Source organism: Burkholderia sp. 22313, from assembly GCF_052045245.1.
In the GTDB taxonomy this organism is placed as follows: Bacteria; Pseudomonadota; Gammaproteobacteria; order Burkholderiales; family Burkholderiaceae; genus Burkholderia.
The window spans coordinates 6,815-23,892 of the sequence record NZ_JBQEON010000005.1; the positions used below are offsets into that span (position 1 = coordinate 6,815).

Here is a 17,078-nt window from a genome sequence, read left to right on the forward strand (position 1 = left end):
ACGCCCTGCTTCGCCCCACGCTTTACCGGCGCATGGCCTTCACGTCGGCCGGCGTGACGCTCGCGGGCTGGCCGCCCCACGTCGCACGCAGGTAGTTCGCGAGCTGCGCGAGTTCGTCGTCGCTCAGCGTGTGCGCGAAACCCGGCATCGGCTGCAGGTTTTCGAGGCCCGCGAACTTCTGCTCGTCGACGCCATCGAGCATCGCGACCAGCAGGTTGCGCGCGTCGCCCTGACGCAGCGTCGAATTGCCGTTCATCGGCACCGCCACGTGCGGCTTGCCTTCGCCGCTGAAGCCGTGGCAACCCGCGCACACCGCGAGATACACCGAACGGCCGGCCGCGAGCTGCGCGGCATCGGCCGACACCGGCTTCACGGGCTGCGGCGCCGGCGGCGTATCGCCGAGCAGATACACGGACAGCGCGCGCAGGTCGTCCTTCGCCAGGTACTGCGTGCTCAGGTGCACGACCGGATACATTTCGCCGAACGCCGAGCCTTGCGGCGCGATGCCGACGCCGAAGAACGTCTGCAGGTCGGTGCCCGTCCAGCCGCGCGCGGCGAGGCCGGCCGGCGTGATGTCCGGCGCGGCCACGCGGCCGAGCGCGGCGCCCGCGAACGGCTTCGCGCCGTCGAGCTGGCCGGTGAACGCGCGCGGCGTGTGACATTCCGCGCAGTGACCGAGCGCGCCCGCCAGATAGCGGCCGCGCTGCCAGTCGGCGGACTGGCCGCTCGACGCATCGGGCAGGCTGTCCTTCAGGAACGCCATGTCCCAGAACACCATGCCGAAGCGCAGGTTGTACGGGAACTTGAGTTCGTGCGCGCGATTTGCCTGCGCGACCGGCTTCACCGTCTTCAGGTACGCGTACATCGCGTCGGTATCGGCACGCGTGAGCTGGCGGTACGACGTATACGGCATCGACGGATACAGGCGCTTGCCCGGCGCCTTGCCGTCGTGCAGCGCCGCGTAGAAGTCGTCCGCGCTCCAGTTGCCGATCCCGCGATCCTTGTCGGGCGTGATGTTCGAGCCGTAGAACGTGCCGAACGGCGATTCGAGCGGTGCGCCGCCGGCGAACGGCGCGCCGTCCTTGGCCGTGTGGCACGCCGCGCAGTCCGCGGCCTTGACGAGATAGCGGCCCCGCGCGACCTGGTCGGCACCGGGCGCGCCCGAAGCCGCGCTCGACACCGGCGCGTCATGGCCGCCGCAGGCGGCGAGCAACAGCGCGCAGGCGGCCGCGAGTGCGGGCAGGCCTGCGGCCCGCGCGGCACGATGGGCGAATGTGCGTTTCATGCGGCGTCCTTCACGAGTCCCGGCGTCGTCAAAATCACGTCCTTCACGGCTTCGTAGTAGCGGACGTAACCCGTGCAGCGGCAGAGGTGCGCATTCAGCGCATCGGTGATCGTGCGCTCGACGTCGGCCTTCGCGATCGGCTCGCGCTTCAGGCGCTCGATCAGCACCGTCGCCGCGTTGACGAAGCCCGGCGTGCAGTAGCCGCACTGGAAGCTGAAGTGCTCGAGGAACTTCTGCTGGACCGGCGACAGCTCGACCACTTCGCCGGCTTCGTTGCGCTTCGCATGGCCTTCGATCGTACGAATCGAGCGGCCGTGGAAGAAGTGCGCGCCGGTGATGCAGGTGCGCATTTCCTCGCTCGTGCCGTCCGGCTGGTCGACGATCACGACGCACGCGTGGCAGATGCCCTGCCCGCAGCCGAGCCGCGAACCGGTGAGGCCCGCGTACTCGTGCAGGAACTCGATCATCATCAGCCCTTCGGGCACCTGCATCGGGCCGACGGACTTGCCGTTGATGTTCACCGACAGCGGCTTCTGCCGAAAGCGCACGAGCGGACGCTCGACGGCGGCCGGTGCGGCAGCGGGTACGGCGGATGCAGCGGGCACAGCGGGTGCGGATGCCGGGGCGGCCGAAGCCGCGTTCGGCGCGGACGCGCCGGTCGCAACCGCGCTGGCGCTCGCGGCCGGTGCGGCGGTTTGGGCGGTCGTCATGCGAGCACCTCCTGAATCTTTTGCGGGGTCACCGGCAAATCGGTGAAACGATGGCCGATCGCGTGCGCGATGCCGTTCACGATCGCGCCGACGACGGGGATCATCACCACTTCGGCGACACCCTTCGGCGGATCGGTCTCGGACAGCGGCGGCAGGATGTCGCCCGTCTGCGACCACACGGCGACATCGGTCGCGCGCGGCAGCTGATAACGGTTGAAGTTCCACGTGCCGTTGCCCGGGCCGTCTTCGTAAAGCGGCAGATACTCGTGCAGCGCGTGGCCGATGCCCATCGCGAGACCGCCCTGCAGCTGGCCCGACACGAGCTGCGGCGAGATCTGGTTGCCGCATTCCATGATCGAGTGATGCGTGAGCAGCTCGACCTTGCCGGTCGCTTCGTGCACGGCCAGCTCGACGAGCGTGCCGACCGCCGTGTAGTACGTGACGGCCGCGTTGTTGCGGCTCGTCGGCGGGATGAATACGCGCTTGCGGTCCAGCACGCGATAGCCGTTCGCGGTCGGTGCCAGCGTGCCGCGCATCGCGGTCGCGCCGGCCGGCGCGGCGGTGCCGGGGATCGGGCCGGCGTCGCCCGTCTTCGGCGCGCCGACGCGCAGCGACAGCCCGTCGATCGGCAAACGATCGACCGCGCCGCCCACGTCGAACTCGGCGTCGGTCCATTGCCAGCGGTTGAACACGTGCACGACCGCGCCGGTCGGCAGGCCAAGCGCATGCGCCTGCTTCGCGAGCTGTTCGAACGTCAGCGGCTCGAGGCCGTCGGCGGTCAGCTTGCCGTCGACCCAGCGCGCGTCCTCGAAGCGGATCGTGTACGGCGCGGCCTGGCCGCCGCCGAGGCCGCGCGTCCAGATCGACATCGCGGCCGGCCACAGACCGTAGCGGAACACGGCACGTGCGGCTTCGCGCGTGCTGTGCGTGAAGTAGTACGCGGAATTCGTCGCGCTCGACGGTGATGCATAGCTCGGCGACCAGCGCGGATTCGCGCTCAGCCGATCCTGGTCGGCCTGCGACATCAGGTACGGATCGCCGCTCGTCTCGACCGGCAGGTCCGGCCATTCGGTCACGGCGACGCGCACCTCGGTCGCCGGACGGCCGAGCCACTTCGCGACCGCGACGGCCTGCGACGTCGACATCCCGGTGCCGATCTCGGCCGCCGTGTGTTGCAGCGACACCTTGCCGTTCTCGTCGAACTCGACCTTCGCGAACGAGGCCTCGGCACCCGTGCCGAAGTCCTTCTGCACGCACGCGAAGCCGACGCCGTAGCGCTTGCCCGGGTTCGCCGCCTCGAATTCGGCCTTGCGTGCCGCGCGACGCGTCCACAGCGGATGCTGCTTCGCGCGCTCCAGCACTTCGTCGACGCGCAGCGCGCCGGCGGGAATCGCGCCCTGCGTGTTCTTCATCCCCGAACGCAATGCGTTGCGCAGGCGGAAATCGATCGGGTCGATGTTCAGCTGGGCGGCGATCTCGTCGACCGCCATCTCGGTCGCGGCCATGCTCTGCAGCGTGCCGTAGCCGCGTGCGGAGCCGGCGTCGATCGCGCGCGACGCGATCGCGACCGATGCGAGGTCGCTCTTCGGGAAGTAATAGATCGATTGCGCGGCCGTCGCGCCGACCATCGCCACCGACGGCGAGAAGTTCGAGCGGCCGCCGCCGTTCGCCTCGAAGTCACCCTTGAACGACTGCAGCAGGCCGGTGTTGCGATCGACGGCGATCCGGTAACGCATCCTGAACGCGTGACGCTTCAGCGACGTCTGGAACTGCTCGTAGCGGTCGTTCGCGAACCGCACCGGACGGCCATCCGCGTACAGCGCGCAGACGAGCCCGTAGAACGGCACGTTGAAGTGATCCTTGGAACCGTAGCCGACCGTGTAGCACGGGTGCACGAACAGCTTCTTCACCGGAATGCGGCACTTCGCGACCATCTCGGCCGCGTGCTCCGCCACTTCCAGCGGCGACTGCGTCGGCACGACGAGGTGCATCGACTGCGTCGCGGTGTCGTACCAGCAGTTCGCGTTGTCGGGTTCGAGCGCGGCGGTATCGACCGACTGCGTGTTGTACTCGCGGTCGAACACGAGCCAGTCGGCCGACGGACGATCGAGTTCGGCCGCGATCTGGCCGGCCAGGAACATGCCTTGCTCGTCGAGCTTGCCGTGCTCCTTGCCGTCCGGCCAGACCGGCAGGTGCTTGCGCATCATGCTTGGAAAGATCGGCGCGTCCTTCAGGCTCGAATAGACATCGTCGTCATAGGCCGTCTTGCCGCCCACCCGCACGTAGCGGAACGTGCCCCACGGATCGCGCTCGAGCGGGCCCGTGACCGCGCCGTAGCGGATCACGTCGTCGCGGAACTTGAGCGCGTTCTTCGCGAAGCGAAAGCGCGCGAAGTCGTGATAGATCAGGATCGCGACCGCATGGCCAAGATACGCGGGCGTCTTGCCGGCAGGCAACAGCATGTCGTCGCCGTAGAACGTCGGGAACGCGACGCCGTCGCGCGCGAGATCGTCGGCCGTGACCACGCGGTCCGGCTTCAGTTCGTCGCCGAGCAGCGACAGGTCGAAGCCTTCGTACGTGCGGTCGGCCTGCGCGACGCGCAGGATCAGCGCATGCGATTGCTGCTGCGGCCAGTGCGGCATGTCGGCCGCGCGCACGTCGCGGGCGAACACTTTCGAGCCCGTGACCTTCGCGATGCCGTCGATGCGGAACTGGGGGATGCCGGTGACGCTATCCCATTTGACCGGGGTGAGGAGTTTTTCTTCGAAGAGCGCCGCGAACGCGCGGCTGCCGATGGGCGCGACGTAGACCGCGACGCCCGCCAGCACGCTGGCTTTCAGAAAACCCCGCCGTGACAGGCCGTGGTTTTTCATGTGGGGGAACCTCCTGATGCGGCTCGGACGGCGCTCGGGTGTCGCGCGTTCGGAGCGGCGCGCATTCTGGCATTGTTTTTGATATATCGCCTATAGTATTTCTCGCATGAAATACTTATTGGATTTCTTATAATGGGATTCAGACGGGCTGCGGCGCCCGGTCGCAGCAGGCATCCGTGCGCGGTTCGGCGGTATCGCGGTGGCCGTATCGATCGCCGGCGGCCGATCGCGCGCCGTCGGCAAACCTCGTGCGACGCACGCCACAATCGGTCCGCGGGCCGTTGCCCGAGATCGTCCCTCGGGCAACGATCCTGCCTTCGCGACGGCGAATCCGCAAGGCGCGCGCCGCCGTGGTTTACGACTACGCGCGCAGGCTTGCGGACGCCACGCGGCGCCAATGTTTCATGGTAATGTCATGCGCATCCGGCTCGCCGCTCACTCCGCCCTCTGCCGTGCGGAGCCACCGGCCAGGAGTCGACATCGTGTCGGGGTAAAACAGCCATGGCAGTCAGGACGCGCCTCCTGAACTCCGTTCTCGCCACTCCCCCTTGCGGCAATCACCGCGTGACGGCCGCACTGCGTCCATCGATGCTCGTCACGCTGTTCGAGGACGTGCGCCCGATGGCGTTGTCCGGCCTCGCCAGCGCGTTCGTCGCGGCGATCGCGCTGATCCGTCTGCATCAACTCTGGTGTTTCGTGTGGCTCGTCGTCGACGTCGGCCTGCTCGGGGCACGGCTCGCGATCGCCCGCGCGTACGCGGTGCACCGCGCCGCCGGCGACGATCGCGCCGAGTACTGGGCGCTGCATTATGCGCCCGTTTCGCTCGCCGCCTGCTTCGTGCTCGGTCTCGGCGTGATGGGGTGCGTGCAGGCGTCCGACGTCGAACTCGGCACGCTGTCGGTGATGGTCGCGGGTGGCGTGTTCGGCGGGATCGCGTCGCGCAATTCGGCGCTGCCGCGGCTGGCGATGACGCAAGTCGCGCTCGGCGTCGTGCCGATCGGCGTCGGCGCGCTGCTGGTCGACCGGCCCGGCGCATGGCTGCTGGTGCCGCCGCTCGCGATCTATCTGGCGGCGATGCGCACGGTCGTGCAGCGCCATTACCGCGTGCTGGTCGCGCTGATCGCCGCGCGCCAGCGCAACGCCGAGCTCGTCGCACGCTTCGACGCCGCCCTCACCTACATGCCGCACGGCCTGTGCATGATCGACGGCGAGAGCCGCGTGATCGTCGCGAACCGGCGCACCGCGCAACTGTTCGGCTCGCCGCGCGAGATCATGCTGGATACGCCGCTGCCCGACGTCGTCGCGGCGCTCGGCACGAACGCCGTCGCCGATCCCGGCAATGCCGGCCTCGCCGCGCAGTGCGCGGTCTGGCTGACCCGCGACGAACCCATCCCGTTTGACATCGCGCTTGCCGATGGCCGCCAGCTCGAACTCACGCGCCATCGCGTGCCGGACGGCAATGCGGTGATCATCGTGGAGGACGTCACCACGCGCCGCCGTGCCGAGCAGCACATCCGGCATCTGGCGCGGCACGACGCGCTGACCGGCTTGCCGAACCGCCGCGAACTGCATGCGGAACTCAAGCGGATGCTCGCGCACCGGCCGCGCCTGCCGAACCCCACGCTTGCCGTCATGTATCTCGACCTCGACGGCTTCAAGGCGATCAACGACCGGTTCGGCCACCAGGCCGGCGACGAAGTGCTGGCGCAGGTGGCATTGCGGCTCGGCAAGACGCTGCCGCCCGGCGAGCTGGCCGCGCGGATCGGCGGCGACGAATTCATCGTCGCACTCGACGCCACCACGACGCACGCGTGCTCGCTGCTTGCCGCGCGGATCATCCGGCAGATCTCGGCGCCGTACACGCTGTCGATCGACGAGACCGTCAGCATCGGCATCAGCATCGGCATCGCGCTCGACGACGGGCACGGCTCGCCCGACGAACTGATCCGGCAGGCCGACAGCGCGCTGTATGACGCGAAGTCGGCCGGCAAGGGGATCTATCGCTTCTATTCGGCGGGAAGCAATCGCGTGGCGCCCGTGGCCGCGAGCTGATCGCTGCGCACGACGAAGCCGCGCCGCGCGCGGTGCCGCGGCCGGTTGCAGCGGGTCCGTCGATTGCCCCGCATTCCACCCATTCCCCTGCGCTTCCAGCGATTCAATTCCGCAACCCTTCGCGCGCTCCGCGCGTGCGCGCATGGGCGTGTGTGTCGCGGCACCGGCCCGTGTCACGTGACGTGTTCCGTAACATCGGCCCGCGCCGCGCGTCACGTTCGCCGCAGAAGCCCGCACGATCGCGGCGGCGCGCGGTATTTCATGGCTGGCACTCTTATTGCTCCTTGACTGGGAAACAGCAAGTCCGGGAGCCAAACATGAATACCGTCGAAGTCATCAGCCACGCAGAAGCGATCGATCAACTCGACGTGATCGACGGCGCCTCGCTGATCCGGCGGCTCGTTTCCGAGCGCCGCACGCCCGCCGCCCGTGAAGCCGCGTGCGTCGACAACCCGCCGCTGACGCTGTACGGTGCGTTCCGCCAGGGCGTCACCGATCACGCGGCCCGTCGCGCGAATCCGTATCGCGCGGGCAGCCGTTTCTGGGCGCTGTGGGAAGAAGGCCGTATCGAGGCTGAAACGTCGGGCCGCTGACGCGATCACGCGCGCCGGCCCCGTCGCCACAAGGGGCTGGCGCGAAACGCGGCGTGCGCCGGCGCCCGATTCGCACGCCGGCAGGTGTTTCAGCGCTGCAACATCGCGCGTGGCTGCTCCGGTTGCATCTGCCGTGCGTTCGCGTACCGGACCGTTGACGGCGTTCGGGTTCGCCGGTGCCGGGTGCGCCGCGCGGCGGTCGTTTCCCGATAAGATGGCAGATTCCCGTTCTTCGAACGAAGCCGCCATGACCGCCTCCTCCTCGTCACACCGAAATCCCATTCACTGCGAAATCGATCTCGATGCGCAAGGCAAGCATGCGGGCTACCTGCGGCTGCCGCATTCCGTGCATCGCTCCGCATACGGCTGGCTGCCGATCCCGATCGCGTCGATCCGCAACGGCGACGGCCCGGTCGCGCTCGTGATGGCCGGCAACCATGGCGACGAATACGAAGGCCAGATCATCGTGTCGCAGCTGATGCGCGAGATCGATCCGGACATGGTGAGCGGACAACTGATCCTGCTGCCGATGGCGAATTTCCCCGCGGCCGATGCGGGCCTGCGCGTGTCGCCGCTCGACGACGGCAACCTGAACCGCAGCTTCCCTGGCGACCCGACCGGCACGCCGACGCAGATGATCGCGCATTACATCGAGCATGCGCTGCTGTCGCGCGCGCAGTATCTGGTCGATCTGCATTCGGGCGGCAGTTCGCTGCTGTACCAGGGCGGCAACATGCTCGCGATCGACCCGCTCGACGATGAAGAAGCGGCGAAGCTCAACGGGCTGCTCGTTGCATTCGGGCTGCCGAATGCGCTGCTGCATGCGCCGAATCCGGTGCATTCGGCCTCGGCCGCGCGCCGGCAAGGCGCGATCTCGATCGTGACCGAACTCGGCGGTGCGGGGATGGCCGATCCGTCGCTGATCCGGCTGGGGCGTCACGGGCTGCTGCATTACCTCGGGTATATCGGTTTGCTGCACGGCGCGCTCGTGCCCGATGCGCCGCCGACCGTTACGCGGTTCCTGCGTGTGGACGGCGATCGTCACTTTGTCTACGCGTACGAACGCGGGCTGTATGAACCGCTCGTCGAACTCGGCGACCAGGTGAAGGCCGGACAGCCGGCCGCGTGGGTGCACTTTCCCGATACGCCGCTGCGTGAGCCGGTGCTGCACCGGTTCAAGGGGGATGGTGAAGTGGTGTGCAAGCGCGTGCCCGCGCAGGTGCGGCGTGGGGATTGCCTGTTTCAGCTGGCGGAGGCGTCGACGCCGGCGCGGGTCATCGAATGACGCACCCGACGGATTCCGCACTGCACGCAGAACGTGGAATCGTCGCCGTCATATAGAATGATGCGCTTTGCCCGTACTCCCATGTGGTTCAAGAACCTTCAGCTTCATCGTCTTCCGGCACCCTGGGCCGTCACGCCTGACCAGATGGAACAATGGCTGGCGCCTCATGCGTTCCAGCCGGGCAGCAGCGTCGAAATGCAGCGCGCCGGATGGGCGTCGCCGCGTGACGACGGCGCGCTCGTGTATTCGATCAACCGGCAGATGCTGCTGCTGTTTCGTACCGAAAAGAAGCTGCTGCCGGCGTCGGTCGTCAATCAGGTCACCAAGGCGCGTGCACTTGAAGTCGAAGAGCAGCAGGGTTTCAAGGTCGGCCGAAAGCAACTGCGCGAACTCAAGGAGCAGGTGATCGACGAACTGCTGCCGCGCGCGTTCAGCATTCGCCGCGATACCCGCGTGTGGATCGATACGGCGAACGGCTGGCTCGTCATCGATGCGGCGGCACAGGCGCTTGCCGACGACGTTCGCAGCCTCCTCGTCAAATCGATCGACGCGTTGCCGCTCGCGGGCCTTCAGGTGGCCCGCTCGCCGGTGGCCGCGATGACGGACTGGCTGCTGTCCGGCGACGCGCCGGGCGGCTTCACGGTGGACCAGGACGCCGAGTTGCGCTCCAGCGGCGAAGGCGGTGCCACGGTGCGATATGTCGGCCACGCGCTGGAAGCGAACGACATGCGCCGGCACATCGAAGCCGGCAAACAATGCATGCGCCTCGCGATGACCTGGGATGACCGGATCTCGTTCGTGCTGACCCCGTCGCTCACGATCAAGCGTGTCGCGCCGCTCGACGTGATCAAGGAAGCGGCGGATCCCACCGCGCAAAATGACGACGAACGCTTCGATTCGGACGTCACGTTGATGACGGGGGAATTGAGCCGGATGCTGACCCAGCTTGTCGATATCCTGGGTGGCGAACAGCACGGCGCGATGCATCAGGCAGCAGCCTGAACGCTATCGTCGTCGATCATCGCCCCGCGACGGCGGGGCACGGGCGCGGCTCCCCACCACGCCCGTTCGCCACCGCCCCTCCCCCTGCAACCCTTCTGACATCCCCCACGAAATCCTTATCGAAATTGCTTCGTTCGCCTTTCCCGGCCGCGCCGCTAACGTGTTCAAAACGGCGGCGGCACGCCGGATGCAGCGCAGCAAGCCCCGCGGCCGCCGTCATCACGACAACCGCGTCGCGATAACGGAACAGGCCGGACGGGCCGAGTGCCCCGCACCCGCCAGGACCATCCGCATCGCGCGCCCTTCGCGATGCCCATGGCCACGAACGACCGCCTGATCGACACGACGCCGCTCGACGTCCGCGCCCAGCCGCTGATCGACGCGCTGATCGACGAATACGCGACGCGTTACGACGCGTATCGTCCCGACAGCCGCGCGTCCGCGCGCGACGAACTCGCGCGCTACCCGGCCGAGCTGTTCGCGCCGCCCGAAGGCGCGTTCGTGCTGCTGCTGCGCGACGGCGCGACGATCGGCGGCGGCGCGTTCAAGCGCTACGACGCGCAGACCGCCGAACTCAAACGCATCTGGACCCGCGCGGACCTGCGCCGCCAGGGGCTCGCCCGCGTGATCGTCGACGCCCTCGAGCTGCGCGCCGCGCGGCAGGGCTACCGGCGCGTGTACCTGACCACCGGCTTCCGCCAGCCCGAAGCATGGGCGCTGTACGACCGTACCGGCTATACGCGGCTGTTCGACGCGTCGATCGACCCCGAAGCGTATTTCCACCTGCGCTTCGGCAAGGATCTCGCCGATCCGTCGCGCACGTCGACGCTCGCCGACCTGTGGGCGCCGCTGCCCGAAGCGGCCCTGCCGCGCTGAACCCGCCCGCCTCATCCGACCTTCGTTCCCGACGACTCTCCGACAGCACGACAACAGGACGCATCCATGCAACGAGCCGCCCCCTTCGCGCCCCGCGCCATCCGCACGCTGGCCGCCGCCCTGATCGGCCTGACCGCGCTCGCCGCGGCCGCCGCGACCTTCGACCTGAGCCCCGAGCAGCGCGGCCGTCCGCGTGGCACGGCCGATGCGGCCGTCGAGCGCGCGGTGCCCGCGTCGTTCAGGTTCGCCGAAGCGGGCACGCTGACGATCGGCGTCGCGCCGAGCCTGCCGCCGATCAGCACGTATGCGACCGACGCGCGCACGGTGATCGGCTTCGACGCGGACGTCGGCCAGCTCGTGTCCGACAGCCTCGGCCGCAAGCTGAAGATCGTCCCGCTCGCGTGGGCCGACTGGCCGCTCGCGCTTGAATCCGGGAAAGTCGACGCGGTGATCTCGAACGTCACCGTCACCGAGGAGCGCAAGCAGAAGCTCGATTTCTCGACCTACCGCAAGGACCAGGTCGGCTTCTACGTGCGCAACGACAGCAAGATCCAGTCGATCCGCGAGCCGAAGGACGTCGCGGGGCTGCGCATCGTGACCGATGCCGGCACCAACCAGGAAAAGATCCTGCTCGCGTGGGACCGCGAGAACGTCGCGCACGGCCTGAAGCCCGTGCAGATCCAGTACTACGACGACCAGGCGATGCGGATCGTCGCCGTGCAGTCGGGTCGCGCGGATGCGGTGTTCAGCGTGAACTCGGTGCTCGCGTACCAGAGCGCGCAGCAAGGCAAGACGCGGCTCGTCGGCGCGATCAGCGGCGGCTGGCCGCGCACGGCCGACATCGCGATCGCGACGCGCCGCGGCAGCGGGCTCGCCGAACCGCTGACGATCGCGCTGAACGGGCTGATCAGGAACGGGCGCTATCAGCAGATCCTCGATCGCTGGAACCTCGCGTCCGAAGCGATCGACCAGTCGCGCACGAATCCGCCGGGCTTGCCGAAGAGCTGAGCGCCGCCCCGTCCACGCCTTCGCAGGAACGCCGATCACCATGTCTTATTCGCTTTCATTGCTGGACAAGAGCCCGATCGCCGACGGCGCGAGCGCCGCCGACGCGCTGCGCTTCACGACGACGCTCGCGCAGCGCGCGGAACAGCTCGGCTACGCGCGCTTCTGGGTCGCCGAGCATCACGGCGCGCCGGGCTTCGCGAGTTCCGCGCCCGAGATCGTCGTCGCGCATCTGCTCGCGCACACGTCGCGCATCCGCGTCGGCTCGGGCGGCGTGATGCTGCAGCACTACAGCCCGTTCAAGGTCGCCGAGTCGTTCAAGCTGCTGGCCGCGCTCGGGCCGGGCCGCGTCGATCTCGGCATCGGCAAGGCACCCGGCGGGCTGCCGCTGACCACCCGCGCGCTGCAGTGGTTTCACGACAAGGCGAAGAAGCCCGACTTCGCGGGCCAGCTCGCGGAGCTCGACGCGTTCCTCGGCTGGGGCGTCGCCGAGGATCATCCGCTCGCCGGCGCGGTCGCGCTGCCGGTGCCGCCGCACCTGCCCGAACGCATCCTGCTCGGCGGCTCGCCCGCTAGCGGCGCGCTCGCGGCGCGCCACGGCTGGCGCTTCTGCTACGCGGGGCACTTCAACGGCGACGACGCGAACCTCGAACGCTCGCTCGCGGCCTATCGCGACGCAGGCGGCACGCGAGCGCTCGTCGCGCTGTACGCGGTCGCCGCGTCGACGCGCGACGAGGCCGAGCAACTGATCGGGCCGCTGAAGATCTTCAAGCTGCAGTTGGCTGGCGGCCAGAGCTTCAATCTCGGCAGCGCGCAGGCGGCTGCGGAATTCGCGCGGCAAAGCGGCGCGTCCGACTACCGGATCGACGAGCTGCGCCCGACGGTGCTGGCCGATACGCCTGAGCGCGTGCATCGTGCGCTCGACGCGCTGAGCCGTCAGCTCGACGTCGACGCGTTCGTGATCGATTCGCCGGTGTCCGACTACGCGGCGCGGCTCGCGTCGGTCGAATGGCTCGGCGGCGCGCTGTCGACCACGCCGTTGCAGGCGGCCCTCGCGGCCGACCGCTCCCTTTCCCCTGACCAGAACGCGTGACGCTCCCATCATGACGACCCGACGATCGATCCCTTTCGGCCTGATGCTGCAAGGCGCAGGCAGCCACATGAACGCGTGGCGGCACCCGAGCAACCCGCCGGACGCAAGCATCAACCTCGACTTCGCGATCGGCATCGCGCGCAAGGCGGAAGCCGCCGGCATCGCGTTCGCGTTCGTCGCGGACGGCCTCTACATCAACGAGAAGTCGATCCCGCACTTCCTGAACCGCTTCGAGCCGCTGACCGTGCTGTCGGCGCTCGCGGTCGCGACGAACAAGATCGGCCTCGCGGGCACGATCTCGACGTCGTATAGCGAGCCGTTCACGGTCGCGCGCCAGCTCGCGTCGCTCGATGCGATCAGCGGCGGGCGCGCGGGCTGGAACGTCGTGACGACGCCGCTCGAAGGCACCGCGAAGAATTTCGGCAAGGCGCATCCCGAGCACGAACTGCGCTACGCGATCGCCGACGAATATCTCGACGTCGTGCAGGGGCTGTGGGACAGCTGGGACGACGACGCATTCGTGCGCGATCGCACGAGCGGCCGTTTCTTCGACCGCGACAAGCTCCACACGCTCGATCATCGCGGCCGCTTCTTCAATGTCGCCGGCCCGCTGAACATCCAGCGCTCGCCGCAGGGGCAGCCGGTGATCTTCCAGGCCGGCGCGTCCGACACGGGCATCGGGCTCGCGGGCAAGTATGCGGATGCCGTGTTCACGCATTCGCCGTCGCTCGACGAAACGGCGGCGTTCACGCAGCGCGTGAAGCAAAGCGCGGTCGAGCACGGGCGGCAGCGAGGCGACGTGAAGATCTTCCCCGGCGTCGGGCCGATCGTCGGCCGCACGGCCGCCGAGGCCGAAGACAAGTACCAGGCGATCCGCGACCTGCTGACGATCGACGAGGCGCTCGCGTATCTCGGCCGCTATTTCGATCACCACGATTTCACGCAGTACGCGCTCGACGCGCCGTTCCCGGAACTCGGCGAGCTCGGCCGCAACAGCTTCCGCTCGACCACCGACCGGATCAAGGCCGACGCGCAACGCAAGCACCTCACCCTGCGCGAGACGGCGCTGGCCGTCGCGACGCCGCGCCCGAACTTCATCGGCACGGCCGAGCACGTTGCCGACGAACTGATCCGCTGGCACGACGCCGGGGCCGGCGACGGCTTCATCCTCGGCTTCCCGGTTCAGGCGCAGGGCGTCGACGACTTCGTCGACCTCGTGATCCCGGTACTCGAGGCGCGCGGCCGCTACAGCCGCGACCTGCCGGGCAGCACACTGCGCGACCACCTCGGCCTGCCGCGCAAGGCGAGCCGCCATGCGGCGCCCGGCGCGGTGCGGAAACAGGACGACGCGGCCGAAGCGCACGCATAACGCCACCGTGCCGCCGCGCCGCCCGCGCGCGGCGCGCCCGACCGACCCGATCGAGGACCTACACCGACATGAGCGACACGACCCATCTCGGCGGCGCGCTGCCGCCGCACTCTTCTTCCCGCATCCGCGACGCCGGCACGCACCTGCGGATCGTGCCGGCCCGGCACCGGCTGCGCACGGCCGGCACCGTGCTCGCCCTCGTGCTGATCGCGCTCGCGCTCCATTCGATCGTCGGCAACCCGCAATGGGGCTGGCCGGTGTTCGCCGAATGGTTCCTGTCGCCGCCGGTGCTGTCCGGGCTCGCGCGCACGCTGGTGCTGACGCTGCTCGGCGCGGTATTCGGCTTCGCACTCGGCGCGTTCGTCGCGCTGGCGCGGCTGTCGCGCTCGCGCGTGCTCGCCGCGAGCGCGTGGGCCTTCGTGTGGCTGTTCCGGTCGATTCCGCTGATCGTGCTGCTGCTGATTCTCAACAACCTCGGCTATCTGTACGAACACGTGCGGCTCGGGGTGCCGTTCACCGACATCGTGTGGTTCGACACGCCGACCACCGACCTGATCAGCCCGTTCCTCGCGGCCGTGCTCGGCCTCACGCTGAACCACGCGGCGTTTTCCGCGGAAGTGATTCGCGGCGGCATTCTCGCGGTCGACCAGGGGCAGCTCGAAGCGGCCGCCGCGCTCGGCCTGCCGCGCGGCCGCCAGACCACGCGGATCGTGCTGCCGCAGGCGATGCGCGCGATCCTGCCGACCGCATTCAACGACCTGATCACGCTCGCGAAAGGCACGTCGATGGTGTACGTGCTCGCGATGCCCGAGCTGTTCTACACGGTGCAGGTGATCTATCGCCGCAATCTCGAAGTGATTCCGCTGCTGATGGTCGCGACCGTCTGGTATCTGATCATCCTGACCGTGCTGTCCGCGATCCAGGTGCAGGTCGAGCGCCACTATGCGCGCGGTGCGCTGCGCAACCCGCCGCCGTCGGCGCTGACGTTCGTGCTGGCACGCATCGGTGCGCTGCGGCGACGCACGGCGGCCGCTCGCAACGCGACGGCCGCCGCAACGGCTCGCGGCGACACGGCAGCCGCGCCGGTGCCGCGCGCCGGCGGTGAAGTCGCGGTGCACAACGTATCGAAGCAGTTCGGCATGCAGCGCGTGCTCGACAACGTGTCGTTCGTCGCGCCGCGCGGCAGCGTGACAGTGATCGTCGGGCCGTCCGGTTCCGGCAAGTCGACGCTGCTGCGCACGATCAACCATCTGGAACGCGTCGACGACGGCTTCATCGACATCGACGGCGAGCTGATCGGCTATCGGCGCGACGGCGACGTGCTGCACGAACTGAACGAGCGCGACGTGCTGAAGCGGCGCACCGCGGTCGGCATGGTGTTCCAGAACTTCAACCTGTTCCCGCACCTGACGGTGCTCGAGAACCTGATCGAAGCGCCGGTCGCCGTCGGCGGCGTCACGCGCGATGCCGCCGAGCGCGTCGCGCGGGCGCTGCTCGCGCGCGTGGGCCTCGCCGATAAAGCCGATGCGTACCCGCGCCAGCTGTCCGGCGGCCAGCAGCAGCGCGTCGCGATCGCCCGGGCGCTCGCATTGCGTCCGAAGGTGCTGCTGTTCGACGAGCCGACGTCGGCGCTCGATCCCGAGCTCGTCAATGAAGTGCTCGACGTGATCAAGGAGCTCGCGCGCTCGGGCACCACGCTCGTGATCGTCACGCACGAGATCGGCTTCGCGCGCGAAGTCGCGGACAACGTGCTGTTCATGGAGCGCGGCCGTGTCGTCGAGTCGGGGCCGCCGGCCGTCGTGCTCGACGCGCCGGCCCATCCGCGCACGCGCGCGTTCCTGGCGCGGGTGCTGTGATGCGCGCCGTGCCCCACCTGCGAGGCGAGCGCCGATGATCGACCGACGCCAGTTCATCACCGCCGCACTCGCGGGCGCCGCCGGCCTGCGGTGGCAGGCAGCCGAGGCCGCCGCCGCGACGGCGGACCTCGATCCGCGCCAGGCCGGCCGCATCCGCGCGGCGCGCGACGATGCGGCGATTCGCGCGGCAAGCCAGTATCGCTGGGTGCGCGATGGTGCGTTCACGGTCGCGATCTCGCCGCACGCGCCGCCCGTGTCGACCTACGCGACCGATGCGCGCACCGTGGTCGGCGCCGATCCGGACTATGCGCAGCTCGTCGCCGACGCATTGGGCCGCACGCTGGTGCTGCTGCCGATCGCATGGGCCGACTGGCCGCTCGGGCTCACGTCGGGCAAGTACGACGCGGTGATCTCGAACGTCGGCGTGACCGAGAAGCGCAAGGAGAAATACGACTTCACGACCTACCGGCTCGGGCTGCACGGCTTCTATGTGCGCACCGCGAGCCCGATCGCGAAGATCGCCGAGCCGAAGGACATCGCGGGCCTGCGCATCATCACCGGTGCGGGGACGAGCCAGGAGCGCATCCTGCTCGAATGGAGCCGTCGCAATGTCGCGCAAGGGCTGAAGGCGACCGACCTGCTCTATTTCGACGACGATGCGGCGTCGCGTATCGCGCTGCTGTCGGGCCGTGCCGATGCCGAGCTGAATCCGAACGCGGCGCTCGCCTACGAGGCCGCACGCGATGGCAAGATCCGCCGGGTCGGTGTCGTCAATGCGGGCTGGCCGGCGAATGCGGACGTCGCGATCGCGACGCGTCGCGGCAGCGGGCTCGCGCCGGCGCTCACGCTCGCGACGAACGCGCTGATCGGCAACGGCCGCTACGGGCAGGCGCTGGCACGCTGGGGGTTGCAGAGCGAAGCGGTCGCGCGCGGAGACGAATCCACCGGGGCTGCCGTCGTTTTGACGGGAAGCGCCGATTCGCCCGCGCACCCAATGCCATCGTCCCGGCATTCCGCGACGGACATGCCGGGGCGAACCGATGTATCGAACGCCACCGGGTCACCGCCGGCCGTTCGAA

At 68.9% G+C, this 17,078-nt stretch carries 12 protein-coding genes and 1 pseudogene; 10 read left to right on the forward strand and 3 right to left on the reverse strand.

The window, feature by feature from the left end; all coding sequences use genetic code 11:
- Nucleotides 1-22: 22 nt before the first annotated feature.
- The 3 genes from ACTJKF_RS06055 to ACTJKF_RS06065 are packed head-to-tail and all read right to left on the reverse strand — an operon-like array spanning nt 23 to nt 4,868.
- The gene (locus tag ACTJKF_RS06055) at nt 23-1,285 is read right to left on the reverse strand and encodes a c-type cytochrome (RefSeq protein WP_440622648.1); all 1,263 of its coding nucleotides are present in this window, start codon (nt 1,283-1,285) and stop codon (nt 23-25) included.
- Nucleotides 1,282-1,995, reverse strand: coding sequence for a (2Fe-2S)-binding protein (locus ACTJKF_RS06060; protein WP_440622649.1), 714 nt, complete (start codon nt 1,993-1,995; stop codon nt 1,282-1,284). Before ACTJKF_RS06060 ends, ACTJKF_RS06055 begins: the two co-directional genes overlap by 4 nt.
- Nucleotides 1,992-4,868, reverse strand: coding sequence for a xanthine dehydrogenase family protein molybdopterin-binding subunit (locus ACTJKF_RS06065; RefSeq protein WP_440622650.1), 2,877 nt, complete (start codon nt 4,866-4,868; stop codon nt 1,992-1,994). Before ACTJKF_RS06065 ends, ACTJKF_RS06060 begins: the two co-directional genes overlap by 4 nt.
- 501 nt (nt 4,869-5,369) lie before the next feature.
- Here ACTJKF_RS06065 and ACTJKF_RS06070 point away from each other — a divergent pair.
- From ACTJKF_RS06070 to ACTJKF_RS06115, 10 genes and pseudogenes are all read left to right on the forward strand, one after another.
- On the forward strand, nt 5,370-6,920 hold the full coding sequence (locus ACTJKF_RS06070; protein ID WP_440622651.1) for a diguanylate cyclase domain-containing protein: 1,551 nt from the start codon (nt 5,370-5,372) through the stop codon (nt 6,918-6,920).
- Between the two features lie 317 nt (nt 6,921-7,237).
- Nucleotides 7,238-7,513: a hypothetical protein gene (locus ACTJKF_RS06075; protein ID WP_440622653.1), complete on the forward strand. Its 276-nt coding sequence runs from the start codon at nt 7,238-7,240 to the stop codon at nt 7,511-7,513.
- 247 nt (nt 7,514-7,760) lie between these two features.
- Nucleotides 7,761-8,798 carry a succinylglutamate desuccinylase/aspartoacylase family protein gene (locus tag ACTJKF_RS06080; protein WP_440622654.1) on the forward strand — a complete coding sequence of 346 codons (1,038 nt, stop codon included), beginning with the start codon at nt 7,761-7,763 and terminating at the stop codon, nt 8,796-8,798.
- Between the two features lie 81 nt (nt 8,799-8,879).
- Nucleotides 8,880-9,800: a recombination-associated protein RdgC gene (locus ACTJKF_RS06085; RefSeq protein ID WP_440622655.1), complete on the forward strand. Its 921-nt coding sequence runs from the start codon at nt 8,880-8,882 to the stop codon at nt 9,798-9,800.
- A 315-nt stretch (nt 9,801-10,115) separates the two neighbouring features.
- Nucleotides 10,116-10,676: a GNAT family N-acetyltransferase gene (locus ACTJKF_RS06090; RefSeq protein ID WP_440622656.1), complete on the forward strand. Its 561-nt coding sequence runs from the start codon at nt 10,116-10,118 to the stop codon at nt 10,674-10,676.
- Between the two features lie 66 nt (nt 10,677-10,742).
- A complete protein-coding gene (locus ACTJKF_RS06095) occupies nt 10,743-11,684 on the forward strand; it encodes an ABC transporter substrate-binding protein (protein ID WP_440622657.1) in 942 nt (313 codons plus the stop codon).
- 40 nt (nt 11,685-11,724) lie between these two features.
- Nucleotides 11,725-12,774: an LLM class flavin-dependent oxidoreductase gene (locus ACTJKF_RS06100; RefSeq protein ID WP_440622658.1), complete on the forward strand. Its 1,050-nt coding sequence runs from the start codon at nt 11,725-11,727 to the stop codon at nt 12,772-12,774.
- A gap of 10 nt (nt 12,775-12,784) precedes the next feature.
- A complete protein-coding gene (locus tag ACTJKF_RS06105; protein ID WP_440622659.1) occupies nt 12,785-14,143 on the forward strand; it encodes an LLM class flavin-dependent oxidoreductase in 1,359 nt (452 codons plus the stop codon).
- A 68-nt stretch (nt 14,144-14,211) separates the two neighbouring features.
- Entirely contained in the window at nt 14,212-15,999 is a 1,788-nt protein-coding gene (locus ACTJKF_RS06110; protein ID WP_440622660.1) for an amino acid ABC transporter permease/ATP-binding protein, read from the forward strand.
- A 34-nt stretch (nt 16,000-16,033) separates the two neighbouring features.
- Nucleotides 16,034-16,964: pseudogene (locus tag ACTJKF_RS06115) on the forward strand (ABC transporter substrate-binding protein).
- Nucleotides 16,965-17,078 lie beyond the last annotated feature (114 nt).